The sequence below is a fragment of the Vibrio algarum genome (genome assembly GCF_028204155.1).
GTDB lineage: Bacteria > Pseudomonadota > Gammaproteobacteria > Enterobacterales > Vibrionaceae > Vibrio > Vibrio algarum.
In genome coordinates this window covers 2,387,357-2,403,928 of sequence record NZ_JAQLOI010000001.1, presented here as the reverse complement: position 1 = coordinate 2,403,928, position 16,572 = coordinate 2,387,357, and the positions used below count along the sequence as shown (strand labels likewise).

Below are 16,572 nucleotides of genomic sequence, written 5' to 3'. Positions count from 1 at the left end.
TAATACCTCCAGCGGACCTTATAGGCTCGGCAATAAATCGGCTGGCATAAGCATGTTATGAACCGCTTGAGTTAGAAGCTCGTTTGCTTTTTCAATATCTGCGGCAAAATAACGGTCTTGATCATAAAATGGAACGCAAGCACGTAGTTCCGCTCGTACCTGTTCAAGTCGTTCTGTCGATTTCAGTGGAGCCCGAAAATCTAAGCCTTGAACGGCAGAGAGTATTTCCACAGCCAAGATACCGCGTGTGTTTTCAGACATGTCTTTTAAACGACGAGCCGCAAAAGTAGCCATAGAAACATGGTCTTCTTGGTTTGCTGACGTCGGTAAACTATCGACAGAAGCTGGGTGTGCGAAGGTTTTGTTTTCACTCGCTAAGGCCGCTGCGGTGACCTGTGCGATCATGAAGCCAGAGTTAACACCGCCATTATTGACAAGAAACGGAGGTAATTTACTGAGATTGCTGTCGATGAGTAACGCCATACGACGTTCGGACAAACTACCTATTTCCGCAATTGCCAACGCGAGGTTATCTGCAGCAAACGCGACAGGTTCCGCGTGGAAGTTTCCACCAGAAAGAATGTCACCTTCGTCTGCAAACACGAGTGGATTATCAGATACGGCGTTGGCCTCAACCAAGAGTGTTTGAGCTGAGTTTCGGATTTGGTCTAAACATGCCCCCATCACCTGTGGCTGACAGCGCAGGGAATAAGGGTCTTGCACTTTTTCACAGCCCACATGAGACTTATCTAACTCACTGCTATCAGAGAGTAGGTGGCGATAAGCCTTGGCAACATCGATTTGAGTTTGATGACCACGAACCTGATGTATACGGTCGTCAAAAGGGCGGCGGCTACCAAGTGCCGCTTCAACCGACAATGAACCACACACCACAGCGGAGGCAAATAGATCTTCAGCATGGAACAAGCCTTCAAGCGCAAAAGCGGTAGACGCTTGAGTGCCATTAAGTAGCGCTAAACCTTCTTTGGGGGCCAATGTGATAGGCTCTAGTCCTGCTATTGCCAATGCTGCTTGGCCTGAAATTATTTCGCCTTTATAACGCGCTTGACCTTCACCTAATAGTACCGCGCTCATATGAGCTAAAGGTGCCAAGTCACCGGAAGCTCCAACGGATCCTTTTTGCGGGATACAAGGGTAAACTTCTTTGTTAATCAGGGTGATAAGTGCTTCGATAACCGATAAACGAATGCCGGAGAAACCACGCGCTAAGCTGTTTACCTTAAGCGCCATAACCATTCTTACGGTTGCATCGTTCATCAATTTACCAATACCGGCCGCATGCGATAAAACGATGCTTCGTTGCAATGTATCTAAATCTTCTTCAGCGATACGAGTATTTGCTAGCAAACCAAATCCGGTATTGATGCCGTAGACCGTTCGGTTTTCCTTAATGACATCGTTGACGATCTGTGTGCTTGCGTGAATGCCTTCAATCGACTGTTGATCTAACGATAATTTCACCTGATTACGACTGATCTTGCGCAGTTCAGGCAATGTGATTTTTCCAGGCACTATGGTCAATTCATACATTAAGGGACGTCTCCATTCCATCTACAATAATTTTCTTCATCATGAGCCATTTAAATCGGCCATGGTTAAATGACGATACATGTCTATACAAGTTGATGTAACAATAAGAGGAAATATGGATGAACGCAAGTTTTTTAAATGTAAGGAGCGAATAAGTACCTAGTTCATCAGCCTGTAGAACTCGTCGTCTTTACGTAATCCCTGTCATCTTTACGAAAGTAGAGATCTAGATTCAAGATTCCCTCCTTCGAGGGAATGACGAGAGCACTCGGGAATGACGAGAGCACTTGGGAATGGCAAGGGGTGTGGACACGATTAGAGAAGGGCTGGAATAGCGAAGGGTGTGGACACGTATAGAGAAGGGCTGGAATGGCGAGGGGTGTGGACACGATTAGAGAAGGGCTGGAATGGCGCAGGGGGCGGACACGATTAGAGAAAAGCAGGAATGGTGATAGGATTATGTGCTAACTGAAAAGCAGTGAATAACCGAGGAGTTTAGTATTAACCGAATATCATTATGTGAATCGACTTTCTTCTAAAAGCGATGTTATAAACAAACTGATACTATTGACCAAAGTGTCCGAACAGTTGAAAGCGTGAGCCGGGAGATAAAAGGCGTGCAGTTGTGACAAGTTGATCGTTAGACCATGTTCGGCGCTTAATTTGCAGGCAAGGTTCGCCTATTTCAATCTGCAACAGTTCACACTCTTCAACCGTTGCTATTACCGCTTCAACGAGGTGTTCGCCTTCGGTCATAGGGGCGACCTTCATAAGATAGTCGTAAGTTGCATTATGTTGAAAATCTTGTTTATCGTAGTCAGGAGCAAGGCTAGCGTTGACAACACGTTCTTCAATCTGAATGGGTAATTCGTCTTCTAAGTGTAAAATTCGAGCGCGAAAAATAGGGTGGTTAGTCCGGACCCCTAGGTTCATTGCTTCATCCATGTTGGCTTTAGATTTGGTAATTTCTAATAGTTTGGCTTTGTGTTGATGCCCTCGAGTTGCTATCTCTTCAGCGATATTGTGTACCTCAAACAGGCCTGAATGGGCTTTTTTCTTCGCAACTGGCTTTGCTACAAAGGTTCCTACGCCTTGTTGGCGAGCTAATATCCCTTCGCCCGTTAGCTCCCTCAAGGCCCTATTTACGGTCATTCGGCTCACACCTAACGCTTTCACCATCTCTGATTCTGACGGTACTCGCTGATTAGTTTTCCATTCACCGCTTTCAATTTTTTCACAAATGGCCTGTTTTACTCGTGCATAAATAGGCGCTGGAGAATCCTCAATGGATTCAGATAAGCTGTACATCATGCTGCTGGTGGTGTTGACCATTTTTTTAACCTTGTTTGCACTGTGCGTGTTGAAGCGGGGCAGTGGTTATTGTGTGATTTAATGGAATTATAACGACTATTTTCGATGCATTACAGGTTTTTACTAGAGCATGGTCGATTTATCACAATAAATGACCTGTCTTGTATAGACAAGTTGAATTCTGATACACTTAATTCCGATAAGCTCACACAAATTAGGGTCCCTATGACAAGCCAAGTGTATTTTGCAGAGCAAGCATTTTTAACCTCAGGCTGGGCGAAAAACGTCCGTATTGAAGTGCTAAATGGGGTGATACAGGCGATTACTCAAGATGCGGAAGCCAAAGATGCAACACGACTGACAGGGCCAACGTTACCTACCATGGCAAATCTTCACTCCCATGCATTTCAAAGAGCGATGGCCGGGATGGCAGAGGTGTGTCTGAATCCAAATGACAGTTTTTGGAGTTGGCGTGACTTAATGTACAAGATGGTGCAAAAGCTGTCACCGGAAGACGTTGGTATTATAGCGACGCAACTTTATATCGACATGCTAAAGGCCGGCTACAGTCAGGTAGCGGAATTCAACTATCTGCATCATCAGCACAATGGTCAAGCCTATGGTCAAAAAGCAGAAATGGCGCAACATCTGATTCAATCGGCCAACACTGCGGGGATAGGGTTAACCTTATTACCAGTACTTTATAGTCATTCAGGCTTTGGTGGGCAGCCTGCAAGTGAAGGGCAAGCTCGATTTATTAATACAACTGACCAATATCTTTCTATCCATCAACAGTGCCAAACGATGGTCTCAGAGCATAACCTTCACCAAGTAGGCCTTTGTTTCCATTCGTTACGAGCGGTTACTCCGTCCCAAATTTATCAAGTATTGGAAGAAGGCCCAAAACAAATGCCCATTCATATCCATATTGCCGAACAGCAAAAAGAGGTGAAAGATTGTTTAGATTGGAGTGGTCAACGGCCAGTGCAATGGTTAGCCAATGAAATTGGCCTAGATGAGCGATGGTGTTTGGTGCACGCCACACACCTTACCACTGACGAAATATTGTCGATAACCCAACAACGACCCGTTGTTGGGTTATGTCCTACCACGGAAGCGAACTTGGGTGACGGAATATTTCCGGCGGTAGAATTTACACGTGAAAGTGGCCGTTGGGGCATAGGCTCGGATAGCCATGTAAGCTTATCGGTTGCTGAAGAGTTACGTACATTAGAATACAGCCAGCGCTTACGTGATCAACAGCGGAATCGTCTATATGGCGATAGCCAAAAAGATAGTTGCTCGCAACAAAACCGTGTGGGGGACTTTCTGTTTCAACAGGCTTTATTGGGAGGTAATCAAGCATCCAAGGTGAAGTTAGGGTTGGCGGTGGGTCATCGTGCGGACTTTATGGTACTAGACCATAAGCATTCATTTATCGCCGCTAGTCATCACGAAGACATTATTAATCGTTGGATATTCGCCTGTAACGAGAACCTTATTCAGCACGTTTATGTAGCAGGGAAACAAGTGATTAACGATTTCAGACACGCACAAGAAGATCAAGCCAGCCGAGACTTTACGGCTTTGTTGAAGCGGTTGTTTAATTAGCCTTATGAATACGTTCGAGTTCTTTCGCAACGGCTTCTTGAACGAACTGAGAAAAACCGCCGTATTGTTCGTTGTGCTCTACGGCATAATCAATTTTTTTGCGTAATAGCGTCGGCAAGGACACATTATACTTTTTCGATTTACCTAAGTATGGCTCAAGGTTTATATCAACTAGCGCCCATACCCATCCCTGAAACTGCTCTTTATAGATATGATCGTCAATGCTAGTCGCTGATGGTGGCAAATTCTCTGTGTCCGCTAGTGCCTCAAAATGAAGCTCTAAAGCTTCTTTAGCTTGTATTAGCGCGTCTTCATAACTGTCTCCGGCTGCAAAGCAATTTTCGACATCAGGGAATACAACACCAAACGCAGTGTTGACATCACCTTTTTCGATAGCAATAGGATATAACATGATTTTTCCTTTAATGATTTGCAGGATTAGATATTTGTAGCCAGCAGCTTCTATTTCCTTTATCAAGTCTCTGCTTTTCACATGTCCTCTCTCATCTTTGTTGGGGGTTACTATAACCCCTACCTGTGTCTAGCACAATGGATATAACCCTTCCACCTCTAAAGTTTTTATAAGCCATATTTTCTTGAATGAGTTTAATTGTCCTTATAGGTCGCCACAATGAGCATGTATAACTGTTTATAGAGATCTGACTCGAAGAAACATTTAACGCTTGATAGAAGCGGTTGTTTTTGCCTTAGGCATAATAGGTTATGCTAGCTGAACTGGTTTGAGTGTATGGAATATCGATGAAAAAAGAGCAGATAGTTCAGTTAGATGAGATCACCAAAGAGTTTATTGATGGCGACCAACGTCATCGAGTGCTGGATAATCTCGGACTCACCCATTTTCGAGGCGATACTATCGCACTTACGGGGGCTAGCGGTAGTGGTAAAAGTACTCTACTGAACGTTATCGCAGGGTTTGAACCAGCAAGCTCTGGGCAACTTGAATTACTAGGAAACAATACTCAAGACTGGACAGACAGACGTTGGAGCCAGTTTCGTCATCAGAACTTAGGTGTAGTGTTTCAGCAGTTTAATCTTCTTACTCCTCTAAACGTTGCCGACAACATCGGATTTCCACTGCAACTAAATAATCTTGAATGGAATGATTGGTGTGACCATTTAGCGGACAGGCTAGGGTTAACGCCTCTGCTAAAACGCCATGTTGAGAATTTGTCCGGAGGACAACAACAACGAGTCGCAATAGCGAGAGCACTAGCCCATAAGCCAGAGCTATTATTAGCGGATGAGCCAACAGGGAATTTGGATCAAACGGCAAGCGTAGAGGTTATGCAGCTTATGTGTGAACTTGCTGCGGAAAACCGCACCAGTATTTTACTGGTGACCCATAGTCAGACCTGCGCTAATTTTATGAATCGCCACTGGCATCTAGAACATGGCAAGATTAATGAGTAGCCAACCTAGCGGCAACTCATTAATGAATAAAAGAGTGCCTAAAAAAGACATGCTTTATAAGGCTAGGCTTTGCCTGCAGATCTTTTTGGCTCACTACCGAAAGTCACCACTTCAGGCGGGGGCAATCATTATTGGGATTATTCTTGCGGTGACTCTTCTTACTGGGGTTCGGGCGATCAATGAGAACGCCAAACGCAGTTACAGCGTCGCTTCCGAGCAACTTAGTCAGCAGGCCAATTGGTTTATTACCCCAAAAGCGGGTCAACAGTGGCTAGATGAAAACGTCTACTTTGACCTTCGACGTGCTGGTTTTAGTCAGAGCTTGGCAGTGGTTGAAGGAACACTGCTCGATAATTTAGGAAATCGCTGGCAAGTTCAAGGTAGTGATTTGGTTGCTGCTTTAACCGTCTTAAACAATGAGAACACCAATACAGGCAGTAGAGAAACGCCTTCACTGTTTGATAGCCGCCTTCCGATCACCGATATGGTGGCGGGGAAACCGATTGTATTGATGAGTCAACAATTGGAAAAGAAAGTATCCAAAAGATCAGAGATTACTCTGGCGGGACAATCGCTTAGAGTGGTGAGCGTAAGTGATGATTTTAGCTTAGGTAACCGAGTACTGATGGATATCTCCTTGGCTCAACGGTTACTCAGGCGCTTTGAAAAACTAAGTTATATCGCTTTGTTTGATTTGGCAGAGCAAGATCAAAAGCCATTAACTCAGTTACTAGGTGACAGAGCAGTGCTAAGCCAGAGCGACAATGGAGAAAACCTGACAGCGTTGACCGAGAGTTTTCACCTTAATCTAACCGCTATGAGTATGCTCGCGTTTATTGTCGGTCTGTTTATCGCCTATAACGGCGTCCGGTATAGTTTGTTAAAAAGACAGCGGCTATTTATTCAGTTGCAGCAGATTGGCATGGCGAAAATACCATTACTTTTGGCACTATTCTTTGAGCTTTTTGGCTTGATTCTGATTGGGTCCGTCATTGGTTTTATCGCAGGGCTTCAGTTAAGTCATTGGCTTCACCCTATGGTTTCCGTCACACTTGAGCAGTTATACGACGCAAGGATATTACCCGGCATCTGGCGTTGGAGTTGGTTGTGGCAAGCTATCTTACTCACGATGATATCTACAGCGCTTGCCTGTGGTTCACTCTTCACACAACTTTTACGCCAGCCGTTGGCGCACAGTGCTGGGCAATACAGCCAACAAAACAATGCCGAACGTACTCACCGTATCCAGTTTATTATCGCCATTGTATTGGCGGCGACTTCCGCATTTTTGATGCCCTTTAGCGACGATTATCAGAAAACAATGGTGCTTCTGGGTCTGGTTGTAATAGCCATACCGCTTTCTCTCCCTTTATCTCTGTCTATATTGGTTAACCTGGTTGCAAAGGTTTTTCGTAAGGGGCTTATTGGTTATCAAATTGCAGAAACAAAGGAGCTGGTCTCACCACTATCATTAGCGATGATGGCGATGCTTTTGGCCCTTACGGCCAATATATCTATGAATACGTTGGTAGGCAGCTTTGAATCGACGTTGACCAATTGGCTAAACGTAAGGTTGCACGCTGACCTTTATGTTCGACCCGCACAATCTGAGATCAGTAAAGTCGAGCAATATCTTCATAATCAGCCCGATGTGACGGCGGTCTATAAGCAATTTTATCTTAGCAGTCAGTACGGTGGTCTACCGATTATCGTAGGCACCAAAGATCCTGAAACGATGGAAAAGACCGCTATTTTCAAACGTTCAGCCAGCGATGTCTGGAGCTCGTTTTATGATGGGAACTCAGTGATCATCAGTGAGCCAATGGCGATTAGATCAAAGCTATCTCTGGGAGACAGTATTCATTTGCACGCTTTGCCCAGCCGGTCATTTAATATCGCTGGTATATTTTACGATTACGGCAACCCTTATGGCGAAGTACTGGTTTCGCAATCGGTTTGGACAGAGTATGGTTTTTCTACCGTACCCGCTGGGATTGGGGTTGGGTTTGATGGTGAACCGGAGATGCTACGGCAGCGTTTGAAGAAAAAATTTGGTATGTCGGATGCGTTAATCTATGACCAACAGCAGATTAAACAGCGCGCCATTTCGATATTCAATAAGACGTTTTCTATTACTCAGGTGTTGAATAGTCTGACTCTTTTAGTGGCATCAGTTGGTCTATTTAGCGCCTGTTTTATGCTCACTCAAGCTAGAGTGGCTCCTATTGCGCGTTTATACAGTTTGGGTGTTAGCCAACAACGATTAACCTATATGGTGATAAGCCAGATGTTGAGTATCGTTTTGCTCACTTGTTTGGTCGCGTTGCCTACCGGAGCGATGTTAGGCTATTTGCTTATAAACAAAGTGACTCTGCAAGCCTTTGGTTGGAGTATTGCTATGTTGTGGAATTGGCCGGCCTATTTCGAAGTAGTGGGAATAGCGTTGCTCTCTAGTTTGCTGGCGGTTGCCTTACCGATTTACTTACAAACTAAGCGACCTTTAGTTTCTAGCCTTCAGAGTGAGGTGATATGATGGGTTTTATGGCCTTGTTTTCTCGGTTTTCATTCACGTCTACTTCTGTAACGTATAGCTCGCTAGTGTCTCTCATGCTTTCAATCGGGGTATTAACGGGCTGTTTTGATTCGGCAGTGGACACTTCGATGAGCAATACGTTAGGTCAATCTAGCTCAGGTTATGCTGCTGTACTTCCTGAAACTAAACTCGCCTTTCCTTATGATCATCTTCCACATCCAACTTTTCGGCAAGAATGGTGGTACTTGACCGCCAATCTGGAAACGGAATCAGGCAAGCAGATAGGTGTGCAGTGGACTCAATTTCGCATGGCAATGTCCCCCGAAGCTGAAGCGCGAATTCAAACAGAAGCGTTAACGAAAAGCCAAGGATGGGCCACCAATCAGCTCTATCTTGCCCATACGGCAGTGACGACTAAGGATACACACTTAGCGAATGAAAAGTGGTCGCGCGAGCACCCCAAATTTTCTGCAGTCAGTGCAAGTCCGTTCGAAATTAAACTGGATAACTGGACATGGGAGGCACAAGGAGATGACTTGTTTCCTGCATTATTAACTGTTGAAAGTGATCAGTTTGACTATCGGTTAGCCTTGACCAACGATAGCCCGTTGCAACTGCAAGGCGAAAACGGCTATAGCCGAAAGAGTGCCGATGGTAGCGTTGCTTCTCATTATTACAGCCAACCTTTTATTGATGTTAAAGGGGAGGTTAAGCTTAACGGAGAGTTAATAAGCGTAACTGGAACCGCTTGGCTTGATAGGGAGTGGAGTTCACAGTTTTTAGCAGACTCGCAACAAGGCTGGGATTGGTTTGCACTGCGGTTACATGATGGCTCTACATTGATGTTGTTTCAGCTTCGGCCAAGTAACGCAGAACAGAAGAGCTTTTACAGTGGCAGAAGAATGTATCCTGATGGTCGAGGAGAGAACATCCCTTCAGCGGATATTTCTATGACACCGCTGGATTACCACCAGGTTGATGAGGGGAGTTATCCTGTTGTTTGGAACATTGTTATCCCAACACAACAGATAAACTTAAACATTAACGCTCTCAATAAAGAAGCCAAAATGCCATTAAGCATCCCTTATTGGGAAGGTCCTGTCTATTTTAACGGCAGTCACACCGGTGAAGGCTATATGGAATTGACCGGATACTGATATATCGTTAACGTCACGCTAATAAAGGGTAAGTATGCTGACCCAATAGATGATGCTATCGAGTTTTGGTATGACTCGATGCCTCTTTTTACAGACTGTTTCTCCGAGAGAGTAGTTTGATGTTTACGTTCAAAACAGAAGAAAAATCATGACTCAAGTAAACCAAGATAGATTAGTTAACCACTTCCTAGATATTATTCAAATAGACAGTGAATCAAAGAATGAAAAGGCAATTGCAGAAGCGCTCGCTGAGCAATTGGACCACTTAGGTTTTACCGTGACCAAATTGCCAGTACCCGAAGCGGTATCAAACGGCTTCAATATTTATGCAAGATTAGAAGGTGAGCTCGAGGGTAGCATAGTATTTAGTGCTCACATGGACACAGTAACACCGGGTAATGGCATTGAACCTATTATTGAAGATGGCGTGATACGCTCTAAAGGCAATACTATTCTCGGCGGTGATGATAAGTCGGGTATTGCCGCAGTCATGGAAGCGGTGCGTGTAATTAAAGAAAACAATCAAGCACACAAAACTATTGAGCTTGCGTTTACTGTTTTTGAAGAAGGGGGTCTAAAGGGCTCTAAAAACTACGACATGAATTATATTCAATCCAATCAAGCGATTGTTTTGGATTCTGGGGGCCCAATTGGCACGATAATTACTTCTGCTCCGGGCCAACAGAATTTGAAAGTGACGATAACAGGGCGCCCAGCCCACGCAGGCTTAGCTCCAGAAGAGGGTATTAATGCCCTAACTGTCGCTGCAGATGCTATCTCTACTATGACGCTTTCGCGAATTGACGAAGAGACAACGGCAAATATCGGCGTTGTTCGTGGTGGTGAAGCAACGAATATTGTGATGCCTGAGCTCTATATCGAGGCAGAAGCGCGCTCACTCAATGATGTGAAGTTGGCAAAACAAGTTGAACACATGGAGTCTACGTTTAAAGCTGCGGCTGACAAGCATGGTGCCCAAATAGAGGTTATTTCGACACGTGCTTACAATGCCTACCAAATCTCAGACGATAATTCTCATGTGGTCAGTATTAAAGAAGCGTTCGAAAGCATAAATATCAGCCCAATAACCAAACCAACTGGTGGTGGTTCTGATGCAAATATTTTCAATGAAAAAGGTTTAACCACCGTTAACCTTTCGACCGGAATGTCTAAAGTACACACAACGGAAGAGTTTATTAAGGTATCTGATATGGTTGATATTACTCGTTTCATCGTGGCGTATATAACGCGTTAATTAGTTATTTTATATAACGTCATCACTACAAAAGTGCAATTTGATCGTTTAGCTGCCCAACATCCGGTCATTCTCGTTCCCACGCTCTCTGAATCGTGGGAACGAGATAGGTACTTTTTGTTAACCAGATAAATTTATACATTCCAATCTGACGGGTTGGCAGTATTAAATCGTGATATTTTCTTCTTTGGGTCCCCTTTGAGTTGGTAATAGGTGTCTTCATAAATACACCAGCGACAGAGATCAATCGGGGTTACCTCAGAAGCGTTAACGGTATCTATGGCTTTGGCTTTTTCTAAGCCAGCAGCGACTAATTCTGAACAAAAGAATTTACTGAAATCTTCTTTGTTGTAAGCGCCTCCGTGAACACCGAGCAGACCAGCATCTAATAGATCAATCGCTGATTTTATTGCCTGAGGCATATCGTATTCTTTTCTTTCTTTCGCTTGATTAAATAGAAAATCATAGAATTCATTTTGATTAAAGTGATTGGCTCGAATTTCCTCGCGCAAAGGCAACCACCATAACTCGCCTTCATAGCTGTTTAGGCGATCACTAAAGCGAGAGATATTGACACCATTGAATCCGTTCAAAGAGGTCGATTCGATAATTTGGTTGAAATACCTATCAGAGTTATCGTCGAAAATTTTAGTTTGGAGTATTACGCCAACATGTGAAATATCCGAGAATGTTGCAAACTTAATAATTTCTGAAAAATGGCCTTTACCTCCAAAAGCAATAACGTCTCCTGGTTTCATTTTGGCGCGGGCAGCATCGTAATCCATCTGATTTACGGTCATTTTCTGTATCTCCATCTAGGTTAATAAGAAAGCAAAATCATCGTCTGTAAAGGAGGGTTCAGTTGTTCGCATATGCACGGACATGATTGTGCCGTTATTAATAATAGAGGTGCTCAGAGAAGTCATTAGAGTAAAAGCGGCAATGTGTAAAACAGTATCAACTCTAAGACTAAATAGAATAGAGAGTGGGATCATGATCCATATTTTACGACTGTTATGAATACAATATGGAAGGAGTGAAATAGACGTGAGTATGGTGCCGAGAGACATTTATACGAATCTGGCACCTGTTTTTTAATGTGAAATTTGCGGTTCTAACGGACCCTAAATTGTTGGCGGAATTGGTTCATTATTTTCGGTAAATTGTTTAGAGACACTGAACTGTGTATAACACCAGCAGCCATATGTTTGTGACCTCCACCATAGCCAATTCCACTATCATTGAGTTGTTTTTTTATGATTTTGGCGAGATTTGTATTTGGACATTCACTACGCAAAGATAAGTAAGCGCGTTGATGATGGGGAGTGATCAGGACTACATTGTCAACTTCGTCTATGCTAAGTAAAAAATCTCCCAAAACACCGAGCATTTGAGTCGAGCAATAAGGCAAAATACAGTAGGCTAAGTTTCTTTCACGTTGTACATCTTTTAATAGATCTTTGAAATTATCTAAGTCTTGGTATTCGAGCTGATTTCTGAAAATTTTATTCGTTAGCGTCAGGTCGGCTGATTCCCTTAGCTCTAACATGGCTTTGATATCTGAAGGGCTCACACCACGAGTTAAACTGTTTGTATCGAACATTAAACCTAAGAGCAGGGCAGTTGAAACCGCTTCTGGAATTTCTAATCCAAAATACTTAAAATACTCAACCATTATCGTTGCCGTAGAGCCGTAGTCTGGCCTTACATCTTCGTACCAAATGAAATCGGGAGCATCTACTTGATGGTGGTCTATGACAGCAACCTCTATACCTGGCATATCCGTAACATTTCGTTCGCCTATACAACCATCCATAACAATAATTTTATCATCGGGGGTGAGTGTCTCGTCATTAATATGTCTTATGTCAATAGCTAGCCAATTGATCATATTTTTCAGTGACACTCTACTAATATAACCGCTGTATACGATTACGCAGTTATATCCAAGTTGCGTCAGTAAATACTGCATAGCAAAAGAAGAAGATACAGCATCATGATCAGGAAAATCATGTGGCTGTATAATTACGCGTTTATGTTGGTCAAGTTTCTTTAAAAGTAGTTCGAAGAACTGGCTTGCCATAGATATATCCCAGACTTATTGAAATTTGTTTTAATTAATAACATAGAAATGTAGTCAGTAATGTAAGCCATATTATCTTTGCTTTCAAAAATAAAATGCAAAATTTTATTTTTAGGTGTGTAGCTCAATCACTCTCTTATTAGGTTGTTAGCCTAACTTAGACCGACAACAGTTAAAATTATTGATAGTTATGCCAAGTAACTATCAGGATGTAACAATGACAAAGTAGCAGTGATTTTTACTCAAAACACCCTTAATAAAAAAATATGCTATTAGAAACTCGCTTTGTGAGCTCATTGTAAGTAACCCTGTGAGCGGATTTTTAACCCAATTTATGGGGAAATCTGGATGCTGCGTTGCATGTGGGTAGAATGAAATACAACAATTCCTATGTAAAAATGCCCACTCAAAAGAGGAAGATAGTAATTAGTTCAATTTATTACTTGTATGAATGTCACATTATTAGATTAAAATTAGTTTTTTTTAAGCTAAATCTCAGGCACTTAAGAAAACCTCATGTAAAAGAAATGTTATCAGGTTGCGGATTTTGAAGTGTGTCAGCTTGGAAGTAATATCACATTTATCAATTAACTCTTGCTGTGCGAAAATCAACCAAATTGTCGGTAAAACTACACTCTGGTCAATAAGTGCAGGCTTTCATATGTTGAGCTTTATATGAAATATTTCATTTTTTTTGATTTCTTCAGTGTCTCTATCGCTAAATCTATCATTAGTGGGTGTCATGAATTTATTTAACATAGGTTATTAATTCACATTAAATATTATTTTTTGTGATTATTCGTATTTTCTTTTATTAAAAAATCGACTTTATTGGCAAATAATATTTTGTTATGTTCTCAGTACGCTATTGACATTCCTTTGACGTAATCCTGACATTTGAGATTGTGTTTTTATGATGGAAATTTAATACTTGGTGATATTTTGAACACTTATAAAAAGATAAAGTACGTTTTATTAACCCTATGCATTCTGTTAATCACGGCTTGTCAGTCAACCAGTAAACCAGAATGGTATGAAACGCCTAAGTCAGACACTTCGGAATATATTTATTCCGTTGGCGAGGGGCGAAACTTATCTCATGCCAAAAAAACCGCTGCAAACCAAATAAATGAACGATTATGGACTCAAGTAGAATCCTCATTTTATATGAGGGAAACGGCTTCAGAGACAAATCGGAGTCAGAATCATCAGACATTTGTTGATAATAAAATAAACACGAAGACCGCTAATTTGACCTTGAATGGTATCGAGTACCTTCAGCAAGATCAGAATGATATTGGTTTCTATGTAGAGGCGAGAATCAAAAAAAGCACGATACGCAAGCAATTAAAAGAAGAGCTAAGGCAACTTAATCTAGCAGCGCGTCGAGAACTTGAAGCACTTAAAAGCAGCGATTCGTTTCTATGGTGGTTAAATAACAAAGACGTAGATGAGCGCAAAGAACAAGCGCTTGTTCGAGTCGGGATGTTATCAGTTGTCGATGAACATAACGTATATAGCACCGATGATATATCGTCTTTGCAAGAAAAAGTAGCTCTTGTAAAAAGCCAACTTTTAGTTCACCTCAAGGTTAAATTTCAAGACAAAAAAATGGCTCTATTGATGTCAGAAAAACTGTCTTCACAGCAAATTGCAAGCACATTTACAAGCAATAGAAATACAACGCATCGGTTAACGTTAACAACAGAAAGAAGAAAAAACAAAGTTGGTGATGCTTTCATAACAACCTTAATTACAGATGTAGTTATGCGGAATACAAAAAACAAAACGGTAGCGAGCAATGAGATTATCTCTAGCGGTAACTCTGTTACGAGCTACAAAATGTCGAGTGAAGGAGCGATTCGACATTTTTCAGAACAAGTTGAAACCCAGGGGCTATGGGAATCAATAGGCTTTAACTAAAAATTATAATCGGAGATTTTATAATGTTTAAGAAAACGGCAGTGGCAGCTTTAGTTATTACATCGTTAAGTGGTTGTGCGTTGATGGGAGGTCCTGAGCACGTTTGTACACCGGACACTCGTGTGGATATTCCCGTTGCAGAAGTTGAATTGAAATCAACAGAAGATCAAAGAGTGATTGTATTGCCCGTGGATATGGAATTTGACGACTCTGCAAAGAAAAAACTTCAAAGTGTGGTTCGAAATGATTTGGAAGCGCAAATTGCTGGGTCTGGAGCAAAATTAGTCGACAGAAAGCTAGCGAACAAACTAAAAAATGAGATAAAGCTTGCTGAACAAAGCGGTCGCTATAATACAAAAGGTGTTCCTATTGCAGATCTTGCGGTGTTAACTGAGATCACGGCTTCTGAATTTAGTAAAGAATATGTAGAGGCGAGTAGTTGGGTTGATGATGATGGTGAGTCTCACTATATTCCACCAAAATGTCGCTTTGAGGTTGAAGTAAAAGCGGTGGCCAAAATTATATCACTGCCGGGAATGGAACTTGTTAAACGCATGGAGTTAGAAGGTGACGAAAGAACGTCTACAGAGACACGTAGTTCTAGTTGTAAATTCACGACATCACAATATGCGAGCTTGGCAAGTAAAGCAGCATCTGAATCTGTGCAGTACAACCCTGAATTGAAAAAGATGCTGGCTCCGTCTTCTACAGTAGTGGAACTTCGTACTTGTGAAGAAGGACCAATGGTTAAGATAGCGATGGGAAGTGATAAAAATGTTAGCCCAGGAGCTGAGATTGCTTTTTCGAAGCACATGAAAGTTGACGATGAAATCGAAACTTTTGGTTATGGTGAAGGCACGGTCGTTAATATTCCCGAACATGGTATTAAGAAAAAATATTCGTGGGTTGCTATCGACGAAAAAGTCGCGACCAAAGTAAACAAGGGTGATGCAGTTAAAATTATGCCTAAGGCATGTGACAGTTTGTTAGACCTTGAATGTCAAACACAAGATTTATTAGGACTCTAGAAATGAAAAAATTATTAATCTCGGCATCAGTATTAACAGGTCTATTTGGTTGTGTGAGCAACGACGTATCTGTAAATGAAGCCCAAAACTTTGCCAAATGCACATTTCCTGATGCCTATGAAGTCGAAGCGCCAGCATGGATTTGCGATGTAATGCCGAACGATTTGGCCGCTGGTGCAACAGGTTATGCTAAGAAGAGCATTTCAGGAATGGCTGTTATGCGAAAAGTGGCTGTGAATGATGCACGTACCGCGTTAGCTGCTCGTTTTGAGACGGATGTGAATAACTTATTTAAGCAAGCAATTGAAAGTAGCGTGTCAACATCGACTGCTGCGGGAGCAAACGAAGAAGTACAAGAGACCGTTGAGAACCTCACCAAGACAGTAGTAAGTAAGACGCTAACGAATAGTCGATTGATCGTTAGTCAAGTGAGTCCTACTGGTGGCTTATATGTATTGGTAGGCATGGACCAGACTGCTTATGAGAATAACCTGACAAAAGTTGTAGATGAAGTAACAGGTGAAGACTCTGCACTTTGGAAAAAATTTAATAATGAAAAAGCATCTGAAGATATAACTAATGCTTTAGATTCGCTCATGTCCAAATAATAGAGATATTAAATATTTAGGCTACCCTTCGGTAGCCTTTTTCATCATAACGTTGGTGAATTATGGTGCTAGGGAAGACAA

The 16,572-nt window shown here is 42.2% G+C and carries 13 protein-coding genes; 8 read left to right on the top strand and 5 right to left on the bottom strand.

Going from position 1 to position 16,572, the window contains the following annotated elements; all coding sequences use genetic code 11:
• Positions 1–18: 18 nt before the first annotated feature.
• A complete protein-coding gene (hutH, locus tag PGX00_RS11270; RefSeq protein WP_272136277.1) occupies positions 19–1,551 on the bottom strand; it encodes a histidine ammonia-lyase in 1,533 nt (510 codons plus the stop codon).
• 564 nt (positions 1,552–2,115) lie between these two features.
• Positions 2,116–2,883, bottom strand: coding sequence for a histidine utilization repressor (hutC, locus tag PGX00_RS11265; protein ID WP_272136274.1), 768 nt, complete (start codon positions 2,881–2,883; stop codon positions 2,116–2,118).
• A 204-nt stretch (positions 2,884–3,087) separates the two neighbouring features.
• Between hutC and PGX00_RS11260 the strand changes: the two genes are divergently transcribed.
• Entirely contained in the window at positions 3,088–4,473 is a 1,386-nt protein-coding gene (locus tag PGX00_RS11260) for a formimidoylglutamate deiminase (protein ID WP_272136272.1), read from the top strand.
• Here the strand turns inward: PGX00_RS11260 and PGX00_RS11255 are convergent.
• On the bottom strand, positions 4,466–4,966 hold the full coding sequence (locus PGX00_RS11255; protein ID WP_272136270.1) for a type II toxin-antitoxin system HicB family antitoxin: 501 nt from the start codon (positions 4,964–4,966) through the stop codon (positions 4,466–4,468). The genes PGX00_RS11260 and PGX00_RS11255 overlap by 8 nt on opposite strands.
• A gap of 266 nt (positions 4,967–5,232) precedes the next feature.
• Here PGX00_RS11255 and PGX00_RS11250 point away from each other — a divergent pair, with 266 nt between their 5' ends.
• From PGX00_RS11250 to PGX00_RS11235, 4 genes are all read left to right on the top strand, one after another.
• On the top strand, positions 5,233–5,904 hold the full coding sequence (locus PGX00_RS11250) for an ABC transporter ATP-binding protein (RefSeq protein ID WP_272136268.1): 672 nt from the start codon (positions 5,233–5,235) through the stop codon (positions 5,902–5,904).
• The gene (locus tag PGX00_RS11245; protein WP_272136266.1) at positions 5,897–8,437 is read left to right on the top strand and encodes an ABC transporter permease; all 2,541 of its coding nucleotides are present in this window, start codon (positions 5,897–5,899) and stop codon (positions 8,435–8,437) included. The genes PGX00_RS11250 and PGX00_RS11245 overlap by 8 nt, the downstream gene beginning before the upstream one ends.
• Before the next feature lie 74 nt (positions 8,438–8,511).
• Positions 8,512–9,594 (top strand): lipocalin-like domain-containing protein, encoded by a 1,083-nt coding sequence (locus tag PGX00_RS11240; protein WP_407702353.1) that lies wholly within the window; start codon positions 8,512–8,514, stop codon positions 9,592–9,594.
• Between the two features lie 148 nt (positions 9,595–9,742).
• Positions 9,743–10,849 carry a M20/M25/M40 family metallo-hydrolase gene (locus PGX00_RS11235; RefSeq protein ID WP_272136261.1) on the top strand — a complete coding sequence of 369 codons (1,107 nt, stop codon included), beginning with the start codon at positions 9,743–9,745 and terminating at the stop codon, positions 10,847–10,849.
• A 134-nt stretch (positions 10,850–10,983) separates the two neighbouring features.
• Here PGX00_RS11235 and PGX00_RS11230 read toward each other — a convergent pair whose 3' ends face one another.
• Together PGX00_RS11230 and PGX00_RS11225 are read right to left on the bottom strand one after the other, a co-directional pair.
• On the bottom strand, positions 10,984–11,649 hold the full coding sequence (locus PGX00_RS11230; protein ID WP_272136260.1) for a hypothetical protein: 666 nt from the start codon (positions 11,647–11,649) through the stop codon (positions 10,984–10,986).
• A 314-nt stretch (positions 11,650–11,963) separates the two neighbouring features.
• Complete coding sequence (locus tag PGX00_RS11225; protein ID WP_272136257.1) at positions 11,964–12,932, bottom strand: DHH family phosphoesterase; 969 nt, start codon at positions 12,930–12,932, stop codon at positions 11,964–11,966.
• A gap of 942 nt (positions 12,933–13,874) precedes the next feature.
• Between PGX00_RS11225 and PGX00_RS11220 the strand changes: the two genes are divergently transcribed.
• The 3 genes from PGX00_RS11220 to PGX00_RS11210 are packed head-to-tail and all read left to right on the top strand — an operon-like array spanning position 13,875 to position 16,491.
• The gene (locus PGX00_RS11220) at positions 13,875–14,855 is read left to right on the top strand and encodes an LPP20 family lipoprotein (protein ID WP_272136255.1); all 981 of its coding nucleotides are present in this window, start codon (positions 13,875–13,877) and stop codon (positions 14,853–14,855) included.
• 23 nt (positions 14,856–14,878) lie between these two features.
• Positions 14,879–15,883 carry a hypothetical protein gene (locus PGX00_RS11215; RefSeq protein ID WP_272136253.1) on the top strand — a complete coding sequence of 335 codons (1,005 nt, stop codon included), beginning with the start codon at positions 14,879–14,881 and terminating at the stop codon, positions 15,881–15,883.
• Positions 15,884–15,885: 2 nt separating this feature from the next.
• Positions 15,886–16,491, top strand: coding sequence for an LPP20 family lipoprotein (locus tag PGX00_RS11210; protein ID WP_272136251.1), 606 nt, complete (start codon positions 15,886–15,888; stop codon positions 16,489–16,491).
• Positions 16,492–16,572 lie beyond the last annotated feature (81 nt).